Below are 22,376 nucleotides of genomic sequence, written 5' to 3' on the forward strand. Positions count from 1 at the left end.
GCTATATTTATCGGCTATGTTTACCAGTATATGGTCTAAGTTTCCCAGAAAGCCCTTGGTGTCTAAGATATTTATAGTACGTAGCTCTAGAAATATCCAATAGTTCACATATTTCAGAAACCGTCGATTTTCCTTCTTTAAAATACTACTTACAAAGTACAGCTTTTTGGTGATTTTTCTTACTAATTCCTCTAGGAGCACATAAAACTTTTCCCCTTGTTCATAACCCCGTTGAAAACTTCGAAATTTTCCAAAATTGGGATGCACAATAACCGCTAACTTTATACAAACTTCTCGACATGAGCGATAGGTCCCATTCTCTTTTAAACATTCGTCCTAACATTCCAAAAGCCAAAATCACCCTTGAAATGACCGATGCCGAGCGTTTCCAGAACGAAACCTTGCGGCCCATTATCAAGTTCCAAAACCCGCTGCTTTTGGCGGCTTTTGCCAATTATATAACAAAACACAAAAATCGTTTCCACGATCTGGTCTTGGAAAAGCGTTTGGAATACCTAGAAAATGCCATCCAAAAGGATATCAAATTCAGGAATTCCCTTAAAGGGATGATTATCGGTCAATTTACTTTGGAGGAATACCAAAAGTACATTCAAAATTCCTCGGCATTGAACAAGCGCATGATGGGCATGGTCATTGACCGCTTAAAGGACCAGATACAATTTTTTGAGGAGCCTGTCCTAGTCTAAAATCGATTCACCGTTGAGATTGGTGGTCAAGATATCGCTCATCAGATCAAAATAAGGCCGAATGGCCTTGAACGCGTCATCAACGGTTTTTGAAAAACCATCGGATATCACTTCATCGTCCGAGAAATTGCGGACAAATATGAACTGTTTCCTTTTTATCAGGTCAATATCCGGGTGTTCCTTATCAAAACCCTTGGGTGCGGTTTTTACACCATCTCCGACAAGATCTCCCCAGATTTTTTTAAAATCCGTATCGTTGATGATCTTTCTGAATTCCGAGGCATCGAGTTCAAATTCCTTGCGTATCCGAAACAAATCCTCCTTATTGGGGTCCCAAAAACCGGTTGCGAGAAAACTTCCGCCAGGTTTTAGCTGTATATAATATCCACCGCGTAAACGTGCACCGGCACGGGAAAAAGAACAGGCAAAATGGGATTTATAGGGACTCTTATCCTTGGAAAAACGGACATCCCGATAAATTCGGAACATTTTCATTTTGTCTATATCGTCATGCAGCTTAAGATTTTCCATCACCCCGGAGAAAAAGGTTTTTGCATCCATTTCATGCTGCTTAAACTCCGGTTTGTTTTCAGTAAACCATTCCCTATTGTTATTTTTTTCCAACTTTTTTAGAAAACCCAGGGATTTCTTGGTAATTGATGGCTGTAACATACGACCTAGCAGTTGTTATTTTAAGCTAAAGTTAACCATTTAGGGGTTACCGCTTTTGAAATATTGGTTAATTTTGAACGTATAAGAATTTTCCCATGGATTATCGTCCCATAATTGAAAAAATCAATCTTCATAAAAAACAGCCCAATCTCAGGTATGTTTTAAAGGAAAAGGTGGAGCAGTTTACCGACCGACTTTTTTACACACTCTTTGATAGTGATACGCCGGTAGCCGAGAATCTGGAATATCTCGAAAAGGAATTCGATGCGATGGTGAATTTGGCGTGTTGGGAGGTGGACCAACCGTGTAAAATGCTTTGGGACAATTATGTTGTTAAACTACCGGATATATTGGAGCGTCTAAATCTTGATGCCGAGGCCATTGTGAGTTGTGACCCTGCCACCTTATCCATTGAGGAAGTATATATGGCATATCCCGGGTTTTATGCTATTGCCATCTATCGTTTGGCCCATGAGCTTTACACCATGGGTTTCCCCTTGGTTCCCCGGTTAATGACCGAATACGCACACCGACGGACCGGTGTGGACATAAATCCCGGTGCTCAAATCGGTAAGTCTTTCTTTATCGATCACGCCACGGGTGTTGTTATCGGCGAAACCGCTTTGATCATGGACAACGTTAAGATTTATCAGGGGGTTACCCTTGGGGCCTTATATGTAGCCAAGGATTTGCAAAGAACAAAACGTCACCCAACCATTGAGGACAATGTAACCATCTATGCCAATGCCACCATTTTAGGGGGCGACACGGTTATTGGGGCACATAGTGTTATTGGCGGTAACGCTTGGTTAACTTCCTCCATTCCTCCGCATTCCACGGTCTTTCACACCCCTGAAATTAAGATCAAAACTTCTTCCAATGTCTAAGAGCATACTGGATTTGATCGGGAATACCCCCCTTGTGGAATCCCGTGTACTGAATCAAAATCCCAATGTGACCCTTTTTTTCAAACTGGAGGGGCACAATCCGGGCGGTAGTGTAAAGGATCGCGCGGCCTACAATATGATAAAAAGTGGTCTGGAACGGGGTGATATCTCAAAAGAATCCAGATTGATAGAGGCAACCAGTGGCAACACGGGTATTGCGCTAGCCATGATTGCAGGAATTTATGGACTTACTATTGAACTTGTGATGCCCGAAAATGCAACCAAGGAAAGGGTACAGACCATGAGGGCATATGGCGCCAAGGTCACCCTAACCTCTTCTGAGACCGGGATTGAAGGTGCCCGGGATTATGCCGAGGCAAAGGTGAGGGACGAAGGATTTACCATGGTCAACCAGTTTGCCAATGACGACAATTGGAAGGCCCATTTTAAGACGACCGGACCGGAGATATGGAGAGATACCCAAGGCCAAATCACCCATTTTATTTCGGCCATGGGGACTACCGGTACTATTATGGGCACTTCTACCTATTTAAAGGAGCAGAACAAGGCCATAGAAATTGTTGGGGTGCAACCTACTGATAATTCCAGTATTCCTGGTATCCGGAAGTGGCCGGAGGAATACCTCCCCAAGATTTTTGATGCTTCCAAGGTAGATCGGATCATGGAGGTAAGCCAGGATGAGGCAAAGGCTATGGCAAAGCGCCTGGCCAAGGAAGAGGGTATCTTTTCGGGTATGAGCAGCGGCGGCGCGGCGACGGTAGCCTTGCGCTTGGCGGAAACCTTGGAAAGCGGAACCTTGGTTTCCATTGTCTGTGACCGGGGCGATCGCTACCTATCCTCGGATTTGTTTGAATAGCCTATCGCAGTGCTTCCCCCATCCCTTGTCGAAATGCCTGGAAAGCCTGTAAGTAATTATGTCCTCCCCCCTCTATGGTAACCATTTTTTTTGCGTTGCCCGGAATGGATTCGTACAATTTTTTTGCAGAATCATAAGGTATTACCGCGTCTTCGGTGCCATGAAAGATAAAAATCGGACAATTTACCTCCCTTAGGTATTCATGGGATGGAAATCTGTATCGGGAAAGTAGGGATATGGGCAAAAACGGGAAACGATGCTTTCCGAGGTCCAGCGCACTATAAAAAGGGGATTCCAGAACCAAACGGCAGGGGTTGTTCCTCGCCGCCAATCGAGAGGCAATTCCTGTACCAAAGGAACGCCCGTACACTATGATTTCATTTTCCTCGTAATGCTGTAACGTATACTCATAAAACAGCTGGGCATCCTTGTTCAGGGCTTCTTCGCTTAAAGCTCCCGTACTTTTGCCGTATGTTCTATAGTCTACAAAAATGGCATCATACCCCTTATCGGAAATGCGATTGGCGACATGGTACAAATTGGAAATATTTCCGGAATTGCCATGAAAGTAGAGTACTACCCCTTTTTCACTACTATTTTTAATATGCACCGCATTTAACTTTGCACCGTCATCAGTCTCCAGAAAAAACTCGTCAAAAGATTGACAAAAATCGTAGGTGTGTTCTGAAGGCATTTTTGTGGGGAAAAAAATCAAACGTTCTTGGAAGATGTAGGCCAAAAAAGTCAATCCTAAATAGAGAACGCCCAAAATTATACCGGCTTTCTTAAGTCTACGCATTTATTCTTTTGGTTGAATGTCTGAGGTTTATGCTGGAACCTTCCAAATTTACTTCCTTAGGCTTAGTAGTTATAATTTCAGTCAATATTTTATGATAGGATTCAAAAGTGTTCAAATTTTTATGGCCTCCCCCAATTATGGTGTGCAGCGTGGTTAATTTCGGTTGTATCTTGGAAAGTTTAACGCTCGTTTTATAGGGAATTAACCGATCGTCCGTCCCATGGATAATATGGATGGGGCATTTTACGTATTTTAACCATTTATTGGTCGGCATGGGGAACTTGATCAATAAGGACAGTGGCATAAAGGGAAGATAACGTTTGGCCACCTTACTCAGACTGTAATAGGGTGCGTCTAAAATGAGCATTCTGGGGTTGTTCATGGAAGCCAATTTGGCCGCAAATCCAGAGCCTAAGGACCGTCCATACAGAATAATATATTTCTCATGGACGTTTTCCTTTACCTTATTATAGATAACCTGTAAGTCCCTTTTTATGGCCTTTTGGGTACGGCGTCCGGTACTTTTGCCGAACCCTCGGTAATCTACCATGAGTACATCATACCCGTGTCTGGTGAAATCAACGGCAAACTTTCCCCACCCCCGAATACTTTTTGAATTACCTTTAAGATAAAAGACCAGGCCTTTGGGGTTTTTTGCCTTAAAGCGTAATCCATTAATGGTGGCCCCGTCCCTGGTTTCGATATTGTATTCCTCGGTCTCTTGATTTTCGTAGTGGAACTGAAAATCCTTTGGAAGTTTTTCGGGTTTGAACATTAAATAATCCTGAAGGAAATACAGCAAAATGCTAATGACCAGGTATGCTCCAAGAACAAAACATAGAATATATAACCAAAAAGGCATACTATGTGTTTTTCAACAATGTACAAAAAATGCCATAAACCCATTTTACCAACTCGGTAGGGTCGACACCACAATGGCCCCACTCCATCTCTACTTGAATTTAATCGATACTTAATTATGGGGCCTAATCAGTTCGGTACTTGCCATTTTTTTTACTTGCTTGATCAGAAAGTCGGTCAAAAGCCATTTAAACGGCATCTTTTACAAATTCCAATTCGTTCAATATAAGACCCGATCCAGGTGCCACATAGGTAAACTGCACCTCAGAACCCGAGGCTAATGATAAACGTATATCTTCTAGGCTAAGCGCTCCTTTGCCCAATTGGACCAATGCCCCCATCATCATTCTGATCTGATAGCGCATAAAACCGGCTCCACTGACGCGAAATGCATAACTGGTTTTAGGGAAGAAGTTGGCCTTGAGCAAGTTATTTGGTCCTATGCCACAAGAGGTAATGGTACGGACAGTTTTTGTATTTTGCTGTAATCTGGAAGTATATGCTGAAAAATCGTGTGTTCCCACAAATAGCTTGGCTGCCTTCTCCATCAATTGAATATCCAAGTGCTCCAAAAAATTAGCCATGAAAGGCGCACAAAAAGGATGGTTTTTTCGTCCAAAGGAAAACAGATACACATACTCCTTGATCTTTGCATCTTGAATAATGTTGAAGTCGGATTTTGTTTCCTCCAAAGATACGATCCGTATATCCGGTGGCAGATTTTCATTGAAGAGCCTTATAAAATTGTTCTTATCCTGAATGGGTGACTCCTTGAGGGTTAACGTAAATGCCGCCGACAATGCGGACACCTTGGCATCCGTTCTTCCCGCTCCCAGTATTTTAAATGACAAACGGGGAATTATAAATTTCAGCGTTTTGATCAGCATCCCCTCCACGGTCTTTAGGTTGGGTTGTTTTTGCCATCCACTGTATCTAAAACCTAGGAACTGTACCTTTACTATATACACAAATTTTTCCTTCATAATGTATTTGTATCCATGATTTTATACGCTGTACAAACTACTGCTTTTTTTGTATTTTGTAAGGTATTTAACCGCCAAACCTTTGGAATCATGAGCACCGAATCGCTTGAAAAACCACCCCTATGGTTCTGGATAGTTGGCATAATAGCATTGCTCTGGAACGCAATGGGGGTTATGGCCTATCTACAACAGGCCTTTATGATTGAAGAGACCCTTATGACACTGTCGGAACCTGAGAGAGTGGTGTTGGAAGCAAGACCGGCCTGGGCTACTGCCGCCTTTGCCTTAGCCGTATGGGGTGGTTTTTTAGGCTGTATTGCCCTATTGCTTCGAAAAAAATGGGCAAGGCCTATATTATTAATTTCCCTATTTGGTATACTTGTACAAATGTTCCATTCTTTTTTTATCGGCAAAAACCTAGAGGTTTATGGACCTGGGGAAATCAGTATGCCCATACTTATTATTTTGATTGGTGTGGGCTTGGTAATTTTCGCACGGATTTCCACCAAGAAGCTTTGGCTTAGATGATGGAATAAGGACTTTTTTTGCCGAATTTTATGTTCCAAATAGGATGGAATAGTTGTACATTTGGGAGAAAGCGGAAAAGATTGACGAATTTATGTCATTCATCTTAAGATAGATTTGATATAGTTCCTTTTAGTTCCTAACGTTTCCGGTGAAGCAAAAGAATACCACACTTTTTTTACATTTGGCAACATAATTTGCCCTTCATCGAAAATTTGAAATAAACGACAACGAGACCTCGTTGTAGACTTTGAATTACGGTTCCCCGAAACCTTAAAACTAGCATAATGAATTCGATTTCGCGATTGATGTCTTGGAAATTTTGCATATACTTTTCCATTGCGGTACTTGCTGCGTTGATTGTTTTTAGCTTTTATGGACTTTATACCAATAAATTCTATTTCCTAAAACCGGACAATTATATTTTCCCGTTACTTACCGTGGCCCATTTTACATTTTTATATGTGCTTTGGTTCAAAATTACCGAGAATGAAATGACGGATCCCCAAATGCGGAATTTGGAATACGCACTTTATATCATTTTTCTGCTCTATGTCTTTAAGTTCTTGGAGTCCATTTATATTTTGATGAGCTACAATCTGTATGAAAACCATATAATTCCCAAAACATTTCTCCCCATCGGGGTACTAATCCTCTTCTTGCACCTAATGCTGTTAGGGCTTACCTTATTGGCATTTTATTACCGAAAAATCCTTATAGGTAACTATAGATTTGATGACATTAACCGACAAATCGATTCTTGGGAATAGCAACTGAAATGCGCCTAAAATACTATAAAAGACCCTGGACAACTCACCGGCCTTTTCTATTCCAATGCCCCCAATAAATGCCTATTGAACAATCTTGGCAAAAAATGTTGCCAACAATTGTAAGGCTCACAAAAAAAATACGGCTATAGGTGAAATGAAGGATTCTCTAAATTCATAGGTATACTTTATGGGGTCCAAAAAAATGAAAGTACATTTTTGAATTACCCGTGATATCTATGTGATATTTTTTGATTTTTTTCGTATTCAACTAACTATGAAACAACTATTGATTATTGAGGATGATCTTGAGATAGTGCAGCTACTCGAGATACATTTGGCAGATTTGAACTATGTTACCTCAAAGGCAGCCGATGGTAATTTAGGTTATCAAATGGCATTGGACAATGATTATGACCTAATTTTATTGGACTTGACCTTGCCCGGTATGGATGGTACTGAAATTTGCAAAAAGTTACGAGCCGAGAAAAGTACGCCCATAATAATGTTGACGGCAAAGTCCGAGGAGATAGACCGGGTGTTGGGACTGGAAATCGGAGCTGACGATTATATTACCAAGCCCTTTAGCATACGGGAGCTTTTGGCCAGAATAAAAGCGGTATTGCGTAGGACGGATATGATCCACACGGATAAACAGGATACTTCCACGATTTCCGCCGAGGGGCTTTTTATCGATATCGATAAACGAAAAGTGCTCTTGAAGGACAAAAAAGTGGAACTGTCCCCAAAGGAATTTGAGTTACTTACCCTAATGGCTTCCAATCCAGGACGCAATTACACACGAACCGAATTATTGAACATGATATGGGGCTATAATTTTGAGGGCTATGAACATACCGTAAATTCACATATCAATCGACTACGTGCCAAGATTGAGTCGGACATGGCCCGCCCGAATTATATCCTGACCACTTGGGGCGTGGGTTATAAATTTAACGAAGACATCGCGGTATGAGCAATCAGCAAAAGACCCTTACACCAAGGTTGGTAAAGAAGTTGTGGCTTGTATTTGTCTTTCTAATACTTCTAATGGGCGTGTCCTATATTGTTATTACAGGATATTTTGCCAACAAATACTATCAAGAGACCACCCAACGTCTGAATGCCGAATTGGCCAATCATGTCATCGAGGAAAAATTTCAAAGTGCTTCGCCATTTCTTGAGGACGGTAGCGTCAATAAGGCCCTATTTGGGGATTTGATGCATGATATGATGGCCGTAAACCGCGGAATAGAGGTATATCTTTTAAATAAAACTGGGCAGATTTTATATTCCGTTGTGCTAGATCATGGCGACAATGCCCCGGAACAAAGTGTCTCCCTGGCTCCTATTACATCCTTTATACAAAATGACGGGAAAGACTTTGTATTGGGGGATGATCCCAGAAATCCTGGCGAACAGAAGATTTTTTCCGCGGCTCAATTTAATATTGATGGACGTGAGGGATATATTTACATTGTTCTTGAAGGTGTGGAATTTCAATTGGTAAGCAGTAATCTTTTAGGTCAATATTTCGCTAAATTGGGCATACGTGCAGTAATTTTGACCACTTTTTTTACCGCCCTTGTAGGACTGTTGAGCATTTGGTTTCTGACCAAAAATCTACGCCTGATTACAGGCACCATTCGAAGGTTTCAAGAAGGAGATCTTGAAGCAAGGGTCGAAAATCCTGAAAAATCGGATATTGAGGTTTTTGCCAAATCGTTCAATGATATGGCCGATACCATTGTCGGCAATTTGGATAAGATGAAATCCGTGGATTTGCTACGAAGGGAACTTATTGCCAATGTATCCCATGACCTAAGAACTCCATTAGCCGTTCTAAAGGGTTATATCGAAACACTTCAAATGAAAAGGGATTCCCTTACGGAAAACGAAAAGCAGGAATATCTTAAGATTACACATGGCAATGTGAACAAGCTTTCCAAACTTATTGACCAACTATTCGAATACTCCAAACTTGAGGCGGAACAGGTTACCCCGATCAAAGAACCCTTTTCGATAACGGAACTGTCCCATGATCTTATTGCCAAGTTCAAGGTATTGGCCGATCAAAAGAAAATAGACCTTCATTTGGAAAACCCAAAAGAGAACAGTATGGTCTTTGCCGACGTAAGTTTAGTGGAGAGAGCGTTGCAAAACCTCATTGAAAATGCCTTGAAATATACCCCGGCCAATGGCAAGGTGACCCTTTCAATACAACGGAAGGATAAAAATGTTGAAATCAATATTACGGATACGGGAAATGGCATACCGATAAACGAGCAACCTTTTATTTTTGACCGATACAAACAGGTGGTGAACAAGGATACCAAAAAACAAGGTTACGGCCTGGGACTCGCCATTGTAAAAAAGATAATGGATTTGCACGATACCACGATAACCGTGTTAAGCAAACCCAGGGAAGGGAGCTCCTTTATTTTTAATTTACCGGCTTATCAGATTTGACGGGAAAACTGTTGCTATGAAAAGAAGTGCCCTAATTGGACTTGTAGTCCGTTGGGGCGTTTTCTTTTTTTAGGGTCAATAAAAGGACCCCGTAATATTCCCTAAGAAAGGACTTATTTAAAGACCGCTGATAAAACTTCCATACAGATCCTTGAATTGATAGCCCTCCGTAAATCGGTGCTTGCTCAATTTTTTGAAAGCAACGAGTCCCCAAAGCAACAGCTCTTTAAGAAAATAAACGTCCTTCCCCGGGAAATCCGGTTGGTATTCCCTTATCAATTGATTTAATGCAGGAATACTGTCCAAGGCGCGTTTGTATTCTTCGTCCGTATAATCGTCCAACAGTTCAAAGCCTTCACCTTCAAAAAACCAGTGTGCCAGATTATCATAAGGAGTCTCTTCGTTCTTTCGTTCCAATTTATTGATCTTTGGAAAGTATTCCGGGAATAAAGATTTCACCGCATCATCAATAAGTTTTTCCGCAACGGCATCCGCTCCTTCCTGTTCGCCCTCATATACGAGTTCTATTTTTCCCGTAATGGACGGGATAACTCCCAAGAAATCACTTAGCCTAACATTGGTTTTATCCGCGCCGGATAGCAGGGCTCGCCGTTCTGCTGTGCTTAACAAATTTTCAAAAGCGGTGATACTGGCCCTGGCACTTACCCCGCTTTTAAAATCCACATATTCACTTTCCCTAGCCTCAAAACTGATTTGTTCCAACAAATCCTTGGCCAAATCCGGTACGTAAACCAGATTTGTTTGTCGGGCATCCAAATTGGACTCTTGTTCCGTAATTTTACGCGCCGTTTCTATATCTTCCGGGTAATGCGTCAAAATTTGGGACCCTATCCTATCCTTTAACGGGGTTACTATACTACCCCTGTTGGTATAATCCTCAGGATTTGCCGTAAACACAAACTGAATATCCAAGGGCAATCGTAATTTGAAGCCCCGTATTTGGATATCCCCTTCTTGAAGGATATTAAAAAGTGAGACCTGGATTCTAGCTTGTAGATCAGGAAGTTCGTTGATAACAAAAATTGAGCGATTGGCCCTAGGAATCATCCCAAAATGGATGACTCGATCATCGGCATAGGACAACTTTAAATTAGCCGCCTTTATGGGGTCTACATCACCGATCAAATCCGCTACCGTAACATCAGGGGTAGCTAATTTTTCGTAAAACCGATCATTCCTGTGCAACCATGAAATAGGAGTGGCATCCCCAAGTTCTGCAATGCGTTGTTTGGCATAACGGGATATTGGGTTAAACGGGTCATCATTGATTTCGGAACCTTCCACAATGGGAATCCATTCGTCCAAAAGGTTTACCATGAGTCTGGCCAGTCTCGTCTTGGCCTGCCCCCGCAACCCTAACAAGTTGATATTGTGTCTGGATAGGATAGCCCTTTCCAACTCTGGTATTACCGAGTTCTCATAGCCCCATACCCCGGTAAACGTTTCTTCCCCTGTTTTGATTTTTTCACGCAAATTGTCGCGCAATTCATCTTTAATACTTTTTCCTTGGTACCCTGCCTTTTTGAGTTCGCCAAGTGTAGTGGTCTCTTTATAATTCAATTTCATAGATTTTTCCTGCTTTTAACCTTTTAATCTTTTGCGTCGGTTCGACTCATAATCCTCGAAAATCATTTCGCCCAATCCCTTTAATCCTGTAAAAAACGCCTTCCCCTTGTTCGCCTCCGTGAAATGACGCACGAATCGCATAAGATAGGGATCCTGGGCAATCATAAATGTCGTAATGGGAATATGTAGTTTTCTTGCCTGCCTGGCCATATTGTAGCATTTCTCCACAATGTAATCGTCCAAACCTACGCTGTTTTTATAATATGTCCCATCCGGCAACCGTAAACAACTGGGTTTACCATCGGTAATCATAAAGATTTGTTTATTGGTATTCCGCTTTCTACGGAGCATGTCCATAGCCAATTGTAGACCTGCAACGGTATTGGTATGATAGGGCCCTACTTTTAAATAGGGTAAATCCTTTATCGGAATGGGCCAGGCATCATTTCCAAAAACGAGTATGTCCAAGGTGTCTTTTGGGTACCTTGTGGTAATCAATTCCGCTAGGGCCATGGCCACCTTTTTTGCGGGTGTGATGCGATCTTCGCCATACAAAATCATACTATGGCTAATATCTATCATGAGTACCGTGCTCATTTGCGCCTTATAATGGGTATCCTCCACCACTAGGTCTTCCTCGCTGAGGGAAAAATTGCCGATACCATGATTTATCTGGGCATTTTTTAGGCTCTCGGTCATTGAAATATGTTCCAGCGCATCGCCATAGCGGTATTCCCTGAAATCCCCGGTATGTTCGTCCCCTCGGCCGGAAGAACCCGTTTTGTGACTACCGGCGCCCCTTCTTTTAAGTTTACCAAAAATCTGGTCTAGAGCTCTACGTCGGATGATCCGTTCCATCTTCGCAGTAATGGAAATGGTACCGTTTCCATTGCCATCTTCTCCATCTTGTCCATCTTCCCCGTCATTGGACTGCCCGTCCCCATCTTCAAATTCTTCACGGATATATCCCTTGGCCTTTAGATCTTCAATAAAATCGTCAATGGTGTAGTTCTCGTCGGTAAGTTCGTATTCCTTATCCAATTCACGTAACCAATCGATTGCCTCGTCAAAATCCCCCGAGGTGTGTGTAATAAGTTCTTGGAAAATATCAAAGAGTTTTTCAAAGGGAGTCTGTTCCGGAGCTTCGTAGGGAACAAAGCGAAAACCTTTTCTTGTCATCATAGCCATTATATAAAATTAACACATTTGGCAGAATCCATTCCGGTTTTAAAGAAAACTTAACTTTATGGGGTTCAAACCCCGGTGCATGTCCCAACTCAAAGAAATGGCTCATGTTCATTGGTAGCACTGGTAATTCTTTCAAAAAAAATGGATCAAAAACAATTTTATGGTTTTTTGAACACCCCTCCGCTTTGGCAGAATGTACAATTTGGTATACAACAGTTTACTTTTCCCAAAATAGACCTGAACCATTTTTCGACGCAACCCATTCCCAAAAGAATACGATTAGGACATCAGATGGAACATGTTTTTAAACAATTCATGGCACATTCCGATTCCTACGAAATCCTGTTGCACGGGGTACCCGTCAAAAGGGGCAACCGAACTATAGGGGAAATCGACTTTATCCTAATGGAAGTTCAAATCCAAAAGTTGATCCATGTAGAACTCACCTATAAATTCTACCTTATTGACCCGGAAATATCCGAACCCATACATCGTTTAATAGGCCCCAATAGAAGGGATATGTTTTTTACCAAAATAGAAAAAATAAAGGACCAGCAATTCCCCTTGCTACATTCCCATGAAGGAATAATTGCTTTGTCCGGTAAGGCCATCGATTCCAAAAAAATTGAACATCAGGTATGCTTCAAGGCACAGTTGTTTGCCCCGTATCGAAATACAGAAGTCCATATTAGGCCATTAAATCAGGGATGCATTTTTGGGTACTGGCTTCGCTTCGATGATTTCAATACCAAAGATTTTTGGTCCAATACCTACTATATTCCTTTTAAGTCCGAGTGGGTCGTGGTACCACACAAAGACGTCCCATGGTCATCGCACCATCAAATCCTAATGGAACTCAATCTTGGCATGCTCAGCAAAAACGCTCCTATGGTCTGGATGAAAAAACCTAACGGCCAATTTGACAAGTTCTTCGTAGTATGGTGGTAAAAAGCCGCCTAAATTGAACCTACCTCTTCTACAAAGGTAACTTCTTTAGACGGCCCTTGAAAACCCAAAAATCAGCAACCAAGATTTTCAGTTATTCAAACTCATAACTGGCCCTTACCACTTGTGTCAAACGAAAATAGCCATGGGCGTAATTATCCGGATTGGTCAGATTTATGCAGTTTCCCCTCAGGTCTACGGGAATGGTGGCAAAAAGGTCGACACCTCCGGATTGTTCAATAAGGATACGGATGTAATTGTAGTAATCTTCAGAAATTCCGTAGAGGGCAATATCGATTATATCGCCAGGTACGAACTCCTCGGTATCATCATCATCGTCTTTTTCATAGTACCAAGGGATTTCGTTTCCGTTTACAAACTCATCATCCAAATCCTCAAAATCCGGTAGCAAATCCCCTCGTTCCTGAAACCTAAAAAGATAATAGTTGTCCTCATCCTCGGGATCGGTAAAGAAAATATTGACCTCGAGTGCCTCATCGTCAAAACCATCCTCGCGGGATTGGTTGATTTCGGTGATGTCCGTCACTGACATCAAAGTCTCGGTGGCGCTATAGGTTTCCCCATCATATTGTATTTCCAGGGTATAGGACTGATCGATTATGGGAACAAAGGAACTCGTACGATACTCCCCGTTGCCCTGATCCGCAAAAATAAACTCGGTACCACTGGAATCATTGGTGACCTTTACGGAAGCTCCGGTTACAGCGGTGTTTGTTGTGGTATCAAAAAAAGCGGTGGACATCCTCAACTTAATAGTCTGCTCATTTCCAGTGGTTCCCTTTTCCCAGTCCAGGGAGGCCTCAACGGTTAATCTTGAGGGAGCGGTCTGTACATCCACATCTATTACATCTTCACAGGATATAAAGGTTAGGGTCAGAAACAATATTGCGGTTTTAAAAAGAGTCTTCATTTTAATTAAAATTTAAAGTTATAGGTTACGGAGGGCACCATTCCAAAAATTGCTACTCGGGTGGCTTGGTTGGCCCCTGTCTCTATATTCTGCCCGAATGAAATCGCGGCGGCATTTTTACGGTTATATAGGTTATAGATACTAAAGACCCACTCCCCTTTCCACCGTTTGTCTGGCCGCCTGTTGGGGATATAGGTTGCCGAAACATCCAATCTATGGTAAGCCGGCAATCGATCCGAATTCCTATCCGAATAACTGGCAATGGATAGGCCCTCATACTCATACTGACCATTGGGATAGGTAACGGGTCTACCGGTCTGGAATACCAGATTGGTTCCAAAGCTCCATTTGTCGCTTAATCGATATGCTCCGGTAAGGGAAAGATCATGGGTACGATCAAAAGGTGTGTTGTACCATTTACCATCGTTTATTCCCGGGCCTCCTGCTTTACCCCCGGGTGTCCTTTGCTCCGATTTTGACAAAGTATAGGCCAGCCAACCGGTTAGCCTACCTTCGGTTTTTCGTACCAAAAATTCCAGTCCATAGGCACGGGATTCCCCATTTAGGATTTCGGTCTCAATAGTATTGTTTCCAATAAGATCTGACCCATCTATATAGTCGATGCGGTTGGAAGTTGTCTTATAATATGCTTCTACTTCCAGAGAAAAGGTCTTGTCCATAAAATTTCTAAAATAACCCAAGGCATATTGGTCGGACAATTGTGGCTCGATAAATTGGCCACTTGGCGTCCAAACATCCAATGGGGTTACTGTAGTGGTATTGGACAGCAAATGAATGTATTGGGCTACCCTGGAATATCCGGCTTTTACCGAGGAAACATCGTTCAATTGGTACGCAAGGGATACCCTCGGCTCCAAATTGCCGAAACTTTTTATGGTCTCACCTTTTTCAAAGTCCGTTTCCCCGATTTCCGTACCCCGCTGATAAATACCCAGGGTGCTGTTATACACCACGGGCTGATCGTTGGCATAATCTACCATAGCCTGCCCGCCCAAACGATTAAAGACGCTATAACGCAGCCCGTACTGTGCAGTCAAATTATCTGTAAGTTTGTATTCGGCGTCAATATACGCCGCACTTTCAAGGGCTTTTTTACGATCTAATGATAGCGGGTTTATGGCCGATGTTTCCGAAGTGGGTCGTACCTGGCCAGGGTCAAAGTCATAATATATGCTACTTGCCCCAAAGTCCAATTTAAACCTGTCGTTTACGTAATAGGCAAGGTCATACTTTATATTGTAGTTATTGATGGAGGAAATCCATTCAAATTCCTCGATCTTTATCCCAAGATCATAGTCGTATTTGCTATAGATAAGGGAGAGGTTGGAAAAGAGGCGGTCATTAAAAATATGGTTCCAACGCAGGTTTCCGGATAGATTACCGTAGCTGCTATCAAAGCTATCCCCGAAATCAAAAGCATCCCTCCCAAAGTACCCGGAAAGAAAGAGTCTATTGTTCTGGTTTAGGTTGTAGTTGGTCTTAAGGTTCAGGTCATAAAAGTAAGCGCTGTTCTTTTCACCGGCTGCCTTTAACAAAAGATGGGCATAGGAACCTCTTCCTGCTACCAAAAAGGAACCCTTGTCCTTGAACATGGGACCCTCGGCCGCCAATCTACTTGAAATTGCCCCGATTCCTCCGGTAAGGAAAAAGTTTTTACTGTTCCCATCCTTTTGTCGAATATCCAAGACCGAGGAAACCCTTCCCCCGAAACGGGCAGGGATCCCCCCTTTATATAATTTCATGTCCTTTATGGCATCCGCATTGAACACCGAAAAGAAACCTAACAAGTGGGAAGTGTTATAAATTATGGCCTCATCCAACAATACCAAGTTTTGGTCAACGGCCCCGCCCCTAACATTGAATCCACTGGATCCTTCCCCGTTATTTGTAACGCCGGGTAATAGTTGAATCGATTTTAAGATATCCACCTCGCCCAATACCACGGGCATTTGTTTTACCGTTTTGATATTGAGTTTGGCAATACTCATTTCGGGTTTTTTAAGACTTATCCGTTCCGGTTCCTCGGCGGTCACGACAATCTCGTCCAATCGGGTCGTATATTCCTGGACTTCGAAATCCAGTTTTTGGTTCTTATCCAATTGTATGTCTTGATTTATTTCCAAATAGCCCATATAGGATATTACTAAAACATAGTTCCCTTTAGGGGCCGTAATGGAATAAAAACCATATTCATTGGTGACTACACCTATGTTCGTATCTTTTAGAAATACGGAGGCACCGAACAACGTTTCCCCGTTATTCTTATCGGTAACCTTACCATTGATCGTGAAGCTTTCCTGACCAAAAACAAAGGCATTGACCATAAGCATGCCTAGAAGGATAAGGAAGATATTGGTCCTTTTTTTCGGGAGATTTTTTGACCTCGAATTAATGAGCATATTCAAATTTTTTTGGGTTCTAAATTCTTACGCTCTATTGACAGTTTAAAAAATCAAGGGTTGCACATAGCTTTAAAAACTTTGCGTTTTTAGCAATATTTAACACATTCATATGGAATAAATTCTCCGTATGGGTTTTAATAAAAAATTGATTCTCAATCTATTTCATTGAAGAATTCGAAAACTTAAAGAATATCAAGACAGGTTGGGATTTTCATAGCCGTAAGCCGGAGACCCTGCTTCGAGTGCCAAATCGCGTTGTTGAAATACTTTACATTTGATAAAAATATTTCATTAAATGCAACCCTTTTAATTTCCACTTGTCTTTAGCAATGTAGTCGGCTTGATTTTAGGAAGTTAAACAACCATTTCAATTTAATTGGAAACCAATATTCGCTTTACACATAAAGAGCTTGTTGAAAGGAGCAAGTCTGGTGATAGGAACTCGCAATATCAATTATACGAGCTCTATGTAGATGCCATGTACAACATTGGCATGCGTATGCTGGGAATAAAGGAAGATGCAGAAGATATTGTACAGGAAAGTTTTGTAGATGCCTTTAAGAATCTTGGGAGCTTCAAATATGAAAGTACATTCGGATCTTGGCTAAAAAGAATTGTTGTCAACAAGAGTATTAATCATTTAAAGCTAAAAAAGATTCCCATTGCACCTATTGAGGACCATGAGTTCTACTTAAAGGAAGAGTCTGAAGAGAATGTTGAGGCCGTCGATATAAAAAAAGTAAAAATGGGATTGAAAAAGCTTCCGGCCGGATACCAGCAAATTATAAGCCTATACCTCATTGAAGGTTATGATCATTTGGAGATTGGAGAGATATTGGATATCTCAACGTCCACTTCAAAATCGCAATATCACAGGGCAAAGAAAAAATTAGTTGAAATTATAAACACCTTATAATGGACAATTTTGAAAAGCACATTAGGGAAAATAAAGCGCTGTTCGACGAACATAAAGCAGATAAGGCCAAACTCTGGGCCAATATCGCCTCAGATTTGGAGGAACCAGGGCCGAAAGTCGTGCCTCTATGGCGATCTCCATTAATACGGGTGGCCGCTGGTGTTCTTTTACTTTTCGGAATTGCCGGAATTACCGGTGTGTTCTTGATGAAAAAAGCCGATTACAATATGCAAGAAACTATTGTTTCCCAAGAATTGTTGGATATCGATATGCATTATAAGAGCTTGGTTTCCTATCAGGTACAACTTGTTAAGGATAACCCTAAACTATCTGATGGGGATAAGGAGGAGTTTTTATTGTTCATGGATGAATTGGACAAGGAATATGAGCTGTTAAAATTGGAAATGAAAAAAAACCTGGACAATGAGCGTATTCTAGAAGCCATTATTGCCAACTACAAAAAAAGAATTGAACTCATTGAGAATCTGTTGCATCAGATCAATGATTCTAAAATAACAAATGAAGATTATGATGGATACATTTTATAAAAAACTGTTTGTTGTATTGGTCCTCGTGCTATGTGGCCATTCTTCACATGCACAGGAGGAGGTATCGAAACAGCTTAGGGAAACCTACGAAATGACCAATTCCGGGGAGCTGTATTTGGAAAACAAGTACGGGGACGTAACCGTTACTGGATGGGATAGGGACAATGTCTCCATTACGGTAGATATCACGGTATCGCACAGGAAACTGGACAACGCAAAAAACCTTCTGGACCGCATTTCACTGGACATTCGGGAAATTGAGGATTTTATAACGGTTACTTCAGAAATTGCGGAGAAAAGTACCGGTTTTTTTGCCCGGTACTTCAATAAGGCAAACCCTTTTGATTTTGATAGAAGTAATGTCCAAATAGACTATACGATTCAATTACCGGAAAATGCGGAACTGGATATTACCAACAAATTTGGAGACGTGATCATCGGTGATTGGTCCGGAAAATTGAAAGCTACCGTTGAGCATGGCGATGTTTGGGTCAATAAGGATATCAACAATGCAGATGTAACCTTAAAGTATGGAAAACTGAGGACCAAAAACATCAACTATGGGAATATTCGCGTAAAAAATGGAAGTGTGGATGTGGAAGAGTCCAAGGATTTACGGATCAATAGTAGTGGTACGGATATCGAAATAGACCGGGTATCTTCCCTGGAGATATACTCCAGTAAGGACGAAATCACAATTGGGGAGGTAAGTGGTATAAACGGGGATTTGCGATTTACCAATATGCAACTGAATGCTGTTGGGGACCAAGTTAATCTTACCATGAAAATTGCAGATTTTAGAGTGTCCAAAGTAACTAATCCGGATGCCACCATTGTCATCGATCAGGAATCTTCCGAAGTGAGTCTTGCCATCTCCGACTTCTCCTTTCGATTTGATGCCACTTTGGAAGAAGGCCTATTACGGCTTCCCAAGTCCTTTAAGAATGTTGAGACCAAAATGTTGAACAAGGGACAAAGGATCCGAGAAATAACGGCAACATACGGTAAGGGGCTCTCGGGCGAGATTTCCATTACGGGGGTAAAGGGCGTCATACTTTTAAAGGAATTTTAGCTCCGAAAACAAATTCTGCCTGTTTGGAGTCAACCTCGAATGGGTAATATATTCGACACAAAAACTTCGTTCAAAAAAAAAATTGGAAAATATGCAACCTTTTCCCAATTGGATTGTCTTTTGAATTAGACAATCAAAAAACAATAAAGCATGGTACATCAAAAATCTTTTTTCTTATTTATTATTCTACTTTTTGCAGGGCTTACCTATGCACAGGAAGACGATCAGGAAGACGAGGAGTATCTTGAATTCAACGATCGCAAAAATGTGGTCCACGGCGTATACTTGGGAATAAACGCCCAATTCGGTGAAATTGATGGGGAGCCAACCTATCAAGGCGGTCTCAAAGTGGCCTATGTAGCCAATCAACAATTTGAAGTGGGGTTCTCGGGAACTTTTTTCTATTCCGTTCAGGATGTCTTCAATAGCGACCTGGCCAGGGATCAGGACTTGATCGGGGCCTATGGCGGCTTACATTTGGAGCCCATTTTTTTTAGCAAGTCTGTGGTAAACCTATCATTTCCCCTCTTAATAGGCGCAGGTGCCGTTGGTTACGTTGATGATAATTTCGATGATGACGATTATGAGCTTACTGAGGATGATGTAGATGCCATTTTTGTTTTGGAACCGGGAGTAAGTATGTTGTTCAATGTTTCCCGATATCTACAGCTTGAAGCCGGTGTAAAATATCGTTTTTCCAACAAGATAGACCTTGATTTCAGCCCAGTTTCGCGAATCAATGGTTTTTCAGCCGGCATTGGGGTTAAGATAGGTGTTTTTAATATGGGTAGAAACCGTTATAAAAAGAATATATAAAATGAAAAATAATTCGTTTACCGGTCTTTGTGCGGTATGCCATGAAGTAATTGAGACCCAACATGTCTTTTCGGAAAACAATCAAGTATACCTAAAAAAAGGAAATACATCACACTCCATCACTTTGAAGAACCATGAGCAATGGTTTCCGGTCAACTTTCAATGGATCCCGGTCATGGAGTTGAAAAACAATCTTGAAAATCAATTAGAAAAATTATCAAAATGAAAAGCGTACTAGTATTTGCAGTTCTTATCGTTTTAAGCTTGCAAATGGTTTCCTGTGATTACGAAACGATACGAGCCTCAGATAGGATTTCCACAGTAGGTTATGGTTTTACGGATTACTCTCGTCTACAGGTATCCAATGCCTTTAATGTTTATATTAGGTTTTCGGATGTAGAGGAAAGCATAGAGGTAGAGGCCAATGATAATATTCAGGACCGGATTATTATCCAAAAGGAAGGAAACACCTTAAGGGTAAGGTTAAAGAACCACACTAATTTAAGGGGAAATGTAACCCTTAACGTCTTTATAACCACCAGGGAAATCTCCGATTTTGATATTTCCGGTGCTTCCAACGTTACCCTGGAGAGTCCATTAAGTACAAGGGAGGTGGACTTAGAAGTCTCGGGGGCATCTTCGTTCTCCGGTGAAATGAATCTTACCGATTTGGATATCAGGGCATCAGGCGCCTCCCATATCGATGTGTTTGGAAACACGGAATCGTTAAGGGCCCGTCTTTCTGGTAGTAGTGACCTTAAGGATTATGACCTGGAGATAGCGGAATTAGATATAGATCTAAGCGGCGCCAGCGATGCGTATTTGACCGTAACGGAATCCATAGATATAGAGGCCTCGGGCGCGAGTACCCTAAGGTACAGAGGAGATGCCACCGTAAATCTCAGAAGATTATCGGGTGCTTCCGAAATAATTAAAACAGACTGATTTTTAGTAGTGTTGACTGTTGTTTTTGATAAATATGGGTGTCCTTGGGACACCCATATTTGTTTTGTGGCAAGGTAGGTTCAATGTCTCTCCCTTAATACACTCTCAATGTCCTTCAAGGTAAAACCCTTGGCTTGGAGTAAAATCAAATAATGAAACAATAGATCCGCACCTTCATTCAAGAAAAGTTCATCATTGTTGTCCTTGGCCTCAATGACAGTTTCAATAGCTTCTTCGCCTACTTTCTGTGCGATCTTGTTTATTCCTTTTTCAAATAACGAGGCGACATAGGAGGTTTCACCGTCCGCTGAGTTCCTCCTTTGCGCTATCACCTTTTCCAACTTTGAAAGAAACCCAAAATTGGTCGTGTTCTCCTCTCCCCAACAGGTATCGCTCCCGGTATGACAAGTTGGGCCAGCTGGCTTTACTGTAATCAACAACGTATCGTTGTCACAGTCATTCTTAATATCCTTTACATGCAGGAAATTGCCACTCTCCTCCCCTTTGGTCCACAAGCGTTGTTTGGACCTGCTAAAAAAGGTTACTTTACCCGTCTCATGGGTCTTATCAAAAGCTTCTTGGTTCATATAGCCCAACATCAGGACGTTTTTGGTAACGTCATCCTGAATAACTACCGGTACCAACCCATCTTCATTTTTTTTAAAATCTATTTCCATCTATTCCTCTCTTGATCATTAGTATTAAAGCCTTACGGGAATCCCGGATTTCCTCAGCTCTTTTTTTAAATCCCTTATCCTCATTTCCTTAAAATGAAAAACACTGGCGGCCAATGCGGCATCCGCCTTGCCATTTATAAAGGTGTCCGCAAAATGTTGCATATTTCCTGCCCCTCCGGAGGCAATAACCGGAATATTTCTTTCCGCGGACATTCTACCCAAGGCTTCATCTGCAAATCCATTTTTAGTGCCGTCATGGTCCATGGATGTAAATAGGATTTCTCCGGCCCCACGTTCTTCTACTTCCTTTGCCCATGCAAATAACTCTACCTCCGTGGGCACCTTTCCACCGACAAGGTGCACTTTCCATTCTCCGTTTAGCTGTTTGGCATCAATGGCCACAACAATACATTGTGAACCAAATTTTGCTACCAGGTCATTGATCAATTGTGGATTTTTAACCGCTGACGAATTGATAGACACCTTGTCCGCTCCATTTTTAAGTAGAATATCCACATCTTCCACCGAGGAGATACCGCCACCTACGGTAAAGGGGATATTCACTTTTTCCGCCACATGATAGACCAGTTCCGCCAGGGTCTTGCGTTTTTCCTCTGTGGCTGAAATGTCCAGGAACACCAATTCATCAGCACCTTCCTCGGCATAGAATGCGGCGAGTTCTACAGGGTCTCCAGCATCACGCAAATCCAGAAAATTTATACCTTTTACCGTGCGACCATCCTTTATATCCAAACATGGGATAATTCTTTTTGTTAGCATT

Annotated in this window: 24 protein-coding genes and 1 pseudogene; 14 read left to right on the forward strand and 11 right to left on the reverse strand. The window is 41.7% G+C overall.

Annotation, left to right across the window (positions count from 1 at the left end; all coding sequences use genetic code 11):
* Positions 1 to 7: 7 nt before the first annotated feature.
* Positions 8 to 127: pseudogene (locus Q0993_RS21905) on the reverse strand (hypothetical protein); the annotation flags it as partial.
* A 172-nt stretch (positions 128 to 299) separates the two neighbouring features.
* Here Q0993_RS21905 and Q0993_RS14260 point away from each other — a divergent pair.
* On the forward strand, positions 300 to 707 hold the full coding sequence (locus Q0993_RS14260; protein WP_299534153.1) for a glyoxalase: 408 nt from the start codon (positions 300 to 302) through the stop codon (positions 705 to 707).
* Here Q0993_RS14260 and Q0993_RS14265 read toward each other — a convergent pair.
* Entirely contained in the window at positions 699 to 1,379 is a 681-nt protein-coding gene (locus Q0993_RS14265; protein WP_299534154.1) for a DUF2461 domain-containing protein, read from the reverse strand. The two genes, Q0993_RS14260 and Q0993_RS14265, sit on opposite strands and share 9 nt — an antisense overlap.
* A gap of 95 nt (positions 1,380 to 1,474) precedes the next feature.
* On the opposite strand from Q0993_RS14265, the gene epsC reads away from it, so the two are divergent.
* Together epsC and cysM are read left to right on the forward strand one after the other, a co-directional pair.
* On the forward strand, positions 1,475 to 2,266 hold the full coding sequence (epsC, locus tag Q0993_RS14270) for a serine O-acetyltransferase EpsC (RefSeq protein ID WP_299534155.1): 792 nt from the start codon (positions 1,475 to 1,477) through the stop codon (positions 2,264 to 2,266).
* Positions 2,259 to 3,143, forward strand: a complete 885-nt coding sequence (cysM, locus tag Q0993_RS14275; RefSeq protein WP_299534156.1) for a cysteine synthase CysM — start codon at positions 2,259 to 2,261, stop codon at positions 3,141 to 3,143. The genes epsC and cysM overlap by 8 nt, the downstream gene beginning before the upstream one ends.
* A gap of 1 nt (position 3,144) precedes the next feature.
* Here cysM and Q0993_RS14280 read toward each other — a convergent pair whose 3' ends face one another.
* From Q0993_RS14280 to truA, 3 genes are all read right to left on the reverse strand, one after another.
* Positions 3,145 to 3,942 (reverse strand): alpha/beta fold hydrolase, encoded by a 798-nt coding sequence (locus Q0993_RS14280; RefSeq protein WP_299534158.1) that lies wholly within the window; start codon positions 3,940 to 3,942, stop codon positions 3,145 to 3,147.
* Positions 3,935 to 4,804, reverse strand: coding sequence for an alpha/beta fold hydrolase (locus Q0993_RS14285; protein WP_299534160.1), 870 nt, complete (start codon positions 4,802 to 4,804; stop codon positions 3,935 to 3,937). Before Q0993_RS14285 ends, Q0993_RS14280 begins: the two co-directional genes overlap by 8 nt.
* Positions 4,805 to 4,991: 187 nt before the next feature.
* Positions 4,992 to 5,786 carry a tRNA pseudouridine(38-40) synthase TruA gene (gene truA, locus Q0993_RS14290; protein WP_367279613.1) on the reverse strand — a complete coding sequence of 265 codons (795 nt, stop codon included), beginning with the start codon at positions 5,784 to 5,786 and terminating at the stop codon, positions 4,992 to 4,994.
* A gap of 90 nt (positions 5,787 to 5,876) precedes the next feature.
* Between truA and Q0993_RS14295 the strand changes: the two genes are divergently transcribed.
* The 4 genes from Q0993_RS14295 (at position 5,877) to Q0993_RS14310 (ending at position 9,547) form a co-directional block, all read left to right on the forward strand.
* Positions 5,877 to 6,314: a hypothetical protein gene (locus tag Q0993_RS14295; RefSeq protein WP_299534162.1), complete on the forward strand. Its 438-nt coding sequence runs from the start codon at positions 5,877 to 5,879 to the stop codon at positions 6,312 to 6,314.
* 284 nt (positions 6,315 to 6,598) lie between these two features.
* The gene (locus Q0993_RS14300; protein ID WP_299534164.1) at positions 6,599 to 7,081 is read left to right on the forward strand and encodes a hypothetical protein; all 483 of its coding nucleotides are present in this window, start codon (positions 6,599 to 6,601) and stop codon (positions 7,079 to 7,081) included.
* Between the two features lie 274 nt (positions 7,082 to 7,355).
* Positions 7,356 to 8,054, forward strand: coding sequence for a response regulator transcription factor (locus Q0993_RS14305; protein WP_299534166.1), 699 nt, complete (start codon positions 7,356 to 7,358; stop codon positions 8,052 to 8,054).
* The gene (locus Q0993_RS14310) at positions 8,051 to 9,547 is read left to right on the forward strand and encodes a HAMP domain-containing sensor histidine kinase (RefSeq protein ID WP_299534168.1); all 1,497 of its coding nucleotides are present in this window, start codon (positions 8,051 to 8,053) and stop codon (positions 9,545 to 9,547) included. Before Q0993_RS14305 ends, Q0993_RS14310 begins: the two co-directional genes overlap by 4 nt.
* A 117-nt stretch (positions 9,548 to 9,664) precedes the next feature.
* On the opposite strand, the gene Q0993_RS14315 is transcribed toward Q0993_RS14310, so the two are convergent.
* Together Q0993_RS14315 and Q0993_RS14320 are read right to left on the reverse strand one after the other, a co-directional pair.
* Entirely contained in the window at positions 9,665 to 11,134 is a 1,470-nt protein-coding gene (locus Q0993_RS14315; RefSeq protein ID WP_299534170.1) for a sigma 54-interacting transcriptional regulator, read from the reverse strand.
* 15 nt (positions 11,135 to 11,149) lie between these two features.
* The gene (locus Q0993_RS14320; RefSeq protein WP_299534172.1) at positions 11,150 to 12,322 is read right to left on the reverse strand and encodes a VWA domain-containing protein; all 1,173 of its coding nucleotides are present in this window, start codon (positions 12,320 to 12,322) and stop codon (positions 11,150 to 11,152) included.
* A 141-nt stretch (positions 12,323 to 12,463) separates the two neighbouring features.
* Here Q0993_RS14320 and Q0993_RS14325 point away from each other — a divergent pair, with 141 nt between their 5' ends.
* Positions 12,464 to 13,270 carry a DUF1853 family protein gene (locus tag Q0993_RS14325; RefSeq protein ID WP_299534175.1) on the forward strand — a complete coding sequence of 269 codons (807 nt, stop codon included), beginning with the start codon at positions 12,464 to 12,466 and terminating at the stop codon, positions 13,268 to 13,270.
* Positions 13,271 to 13,361: 91 nt separating this feature from the next.
* Here Q0993_RS14325 and Q0993_RS14330 read toward each other — a convergent pair whose 3' ends face one another.
* Positions 13,362 to 14,198, reverse strand: coding sequence for a DUF4249 domain-containing protein (locus Q0993_RS14330; RefSeq protein WP_299534177.1), 837 nt, complete (start codon positions 14,196 to 14,198; stop codon positions 13,362 to 13,364).
* A 5-nt stretch (positions 14,199 to 14,203) separates the two neighbouring features.
* Positions 14,204 to 16,543 (reverse strand): TonB-dependent receptor, encoded by a 2,340-nt coding sequence (locus Q0993_RS14335; RefSeq protein ID WP_299534986.1) that lies wholly within the window; start codon positions 16,541 to 16,543, stop codon positions 14,204 to 14,206.
* 454 nt (positions 16,544 to 16,997) lie between these two features.
* Here Q0993_RS14335 and Q0993_RS14340 point away from each other — a divergent pair, with 454 nt between their 5' ends.
* The 6 genes from Q0993_RS14340 to Q0993_RS14365 all read left to right on the forward strand — a co-directional run bounded on the left by Q0993_RS14340 (position 16,998) and on the right by Q0993_RS14365 (position 20,918).
* A complete protein-coding gene (locus Q0993_RS14340) occupies positions 16,998 to 17,537 on the forward strand; it encodes an RNA polymerase sigma factor (RefSeq protein WP_299534179.1) in 540 nt (179 codons plus the stop codon).
* Entirely contained in the window at positions 17,537 to 18,085 is a 549-nt protein-coding gene (locus Q0993_RS14345; RefSeq protein ID WP_299534182.1) for a hypothetical protein, read from the forward strand. The genes Q0993_RS14340 and Q0993_RS14345 overlap by 1 nt, the downstream gene beginning before the upstream one ends.
* Positions 18,066 to 19,157 carry a hypothetical protein gene (locus tag Q0993_RS14350; protein WP_299534184.1) on the forward strand — a complete coding sequence of 364 codons (1,092 nt, stop codon included), beginning with the start codon at positions 18,066 to 18,068 and terminating at the stop codon, positions 19,155 to 19,157. The genes Q0993_RS14345 and Q0993_RS14350 overlap by 20 nt, the downstream gene beginning before the upstream one ends.
* Positions 19,158 to 19,307: 150 nt before the next feature.
* The gene (locus tag Q0993_RS14355) at positions 19,308 to 19,973 is read left to right on the forward strand and encodes a hypothetical protein (RefSeq protein WP_299534186.1); all 666 of its coding nucleotides are present in this window, start codon (positions 19,308 to 19,310) and stop codon (positions 19,971 to 19,973) included.
* A 1-nt stretch (position 19,974) separates the two neighbouring features.
* Complete coding sequence (locus tag Q0993_RS14360) at positions 19,975 to 20,199, forward strand: hypothetical protein (protein ID WP_299534187.1); 225 nt, start codon at positions 19,975 to 19,977, stop codon at positions 20,197 to 20,199.
* Entirely contained in the window at positions 20,196 to 20,918 is a 723-nt protein-coding gene (locus tag Q0993_RS14365) for a head GIN domain-containing protein (protein WP_299534189.1), read from the forward strand. Before Q0993_RS14360 ends, Q0993_RS14365 begins: the two co-directional genes overlap by 4 nt.
* Before the next feature lie 80 nt (positions 20,919 to 20,998).
* Here Q0993_RS14365 and hisIE read toward each other — a convergent pair whose 3' ends face one another.
* Both hisIE and hisF read right to left on the reverse strand, forming a co-directional pair.
* On the reverse strand, positions 20,999 to 21,595 hold the full coding sequence (hisIE, locus tag Q0993_RS14370; protein ID WP_299534191.1) for a bifunctional phosphoribosyl-AMP cyclohydrolase/phosphoribosyl-ATP diphosphatase HisIE: 597 nt from the start codon (positions 21,593 to 21,595) through the stop codon (positions 20,999 to 21,001).
* A gap of 24 nt (positions 21,596 to 21,619) precedes the next feature.
* The gene (hisF, locus tag Q0993_RS14375; RefSeq protein ID WP_299534193.1) at positions 21,620 to 22,375 is read right to left on the reverse strand and encodes an imidazole glycerol phosphate synthase subunit HisF; all 756 of its coding nucleotides are present in this window, start codon (positions 22,373 to 22,375) and stop codon (positions 21,620 to 21,622) included.
* Position 22,376 lies beyond the last annotated feature (1 nt).

It is taken from the genome of Ulvibacterium sp. (genome assembly GCF_028285715.1).
Classification (GTDB): domain Bacteria; phylum Bacteroidota; class Bacteroidia; order Flavobacteriales; family Flavobacteriaceae; genus Ulvibacterium.

Bases quoted from the DNA above. Each gene is read 5' to 3' on its own strand.
- Q0993_RS14260 (WP_299534153.1), top strand. From the start codon at position 300: ATGAGCGATAGGTCCCATTCTCTTTTAAACATTCGTCCTAACATTCCA.
- Q0993_RS14265 (WP_299534154.1), bottom strand. From the start codon at position 1,379: ATGTTACAGCCATCAATTACCAAGAAATCCCTGGGTTTTCTAAAAAAG.
- epsC (WP_299534155.1), top strand. From the start codon at position 1,475: ATGGATTATCGTCCCATAATTGAAAAAATCAATCTTCATAAAAAACAG.
- cysM (WP_299534156.1), top strand. From the start codon at position 2,259: ATGTCTAAGAGCATACTGGATTTGATCGGGAATACCCCCCTTGTGGAA.
- Q0993_RS14280 (WP_299534158.1), bottom strand. From the start codon at position 3,942: ATGCGTAGACTTAAGAAAGCCGGTATAATTTTGGGCGTTCTCTATTTA.
- Q0993_RS14285 (WP_299534160.1), bottom strand. From the start codon at position 4,804: ATGCCTTTTTGGTTATATATTCTATGTTTTGTTCTTGGAGCATACCTG.
- truA (WP_367279613.1), bottom strand. From the start codon at position 5,786: ATGAAGGAAAAATTTGTGTATATAGTAAAGGTACAGTTCCTAGGTTTT.
- Q0993_RS14295 (WP_299534162.1), top strand. From the start codon at position 5,877: ATGAGCACCGAATCGCTTGAAAAACCACCCCTATGGTTCTGGATAGTT.
- Q0993_RS14300 (WP_299534164.1), top strand. From the start codon at position 6,599: ATGAATTCGATTTCGCGATTGATGTCTTGGAAATTTTGCATATACTTT.
- Q0993_RS14305 (WP_299534166.1), top strand. From the start codon at position 7,356: ATGAAACAACTATTGATTATTGAGGATGATCTTGAGATAGTGCAGCTA.
- Q0993_RS14310 (WP_299534168.1), top strand. From the start codon at position 8,051: ATGAGCAATCAGCAAAAGACCCTTACACCAAGGTTGGTAAAGAAGTTG.
- Q0993_RS14315 (WP_299534170.1), bottom strand. From the start codon at position 11,134: ATGAAATTGAATTATAAAGAGACCACTACACTTGGCGAACTCAAAAAG.
- Q0993_RS14320 (WP_299534172.1), bottom strand. From the start codon at position 12,322: ATGGCTATGATGACAAGAAAAGGTTTTCGCTTTGTTCCCTACGAAGCT.
- Q0993_RS14325 (WP_299534175.1), top strand. From the start codon at position 12,464: ATGGATCAAAAACAATTTTATGGTTTTTTGAACACCCCTCCGCTTTGG.
- Q0993_RS14330 (WP_299534177.1), bottom strand. From the start codon at position 14,198: ATGAAGACTCTTTTTAAAACCGCAATATTGTTTCTGACCCTAACCTTT.
- Q0993_RS14335 (WP_299534986.1), bottom strand. From the start codon at position 16,543: ATGGTCAATGCCTTTGTTTTTGGTCAGGAAAGCTTCACGATCAATGGT.
- Q0993_RS14345 (WP_299534182.1), top strand. From the start codon at position 17,537: ATGGACAATTTTGAAAAGCACATTAGGGAAAATAAAGCGCTGTTCGAC.
- Q0993_RS14350 (WP_299534184.1), top strand. From the start codon at position 18,066: ATGATGGATACATTTTATAAAAAACTGTTTGTTGTATTGGTCCTCGTG.
- Q0993_RS14355 (WP_299534186.1), top strand. From the start codon at position 19,308: ATGGTACATCAAAAATCTTTTTTCTTATTTATTATTCTACTTTTTGCA.
- Q0993_RS14360 (WP_299534187.1), top strand. From the start codon at position 19,975: ATGAAAAATAATTCGTTTACCGGTCTTTGTGCGGTATGCCATGAAGTA.
- Q0993_RS14365 (WP_299534189.1), top strand. From the start codon at position 20,196: ATGAAAAGCGTACTAGTATTTGCAGTTCTTATCGTTTTAAGCTTGCAA.
- hisIE (WP_299534191.1), bottom strand. From the start codon at position 21,595: ATGGAAATAGATTTTAAAAAAAATGAAGATGGGTTGGTACCGGTAGTT.
- hisF (WP_299534193.1), bottom strand. From the start codon at position 22,375: ATGCTAACAAAAAGAATTATCCCATGTTTGGATATAAAGGATGGTCGC.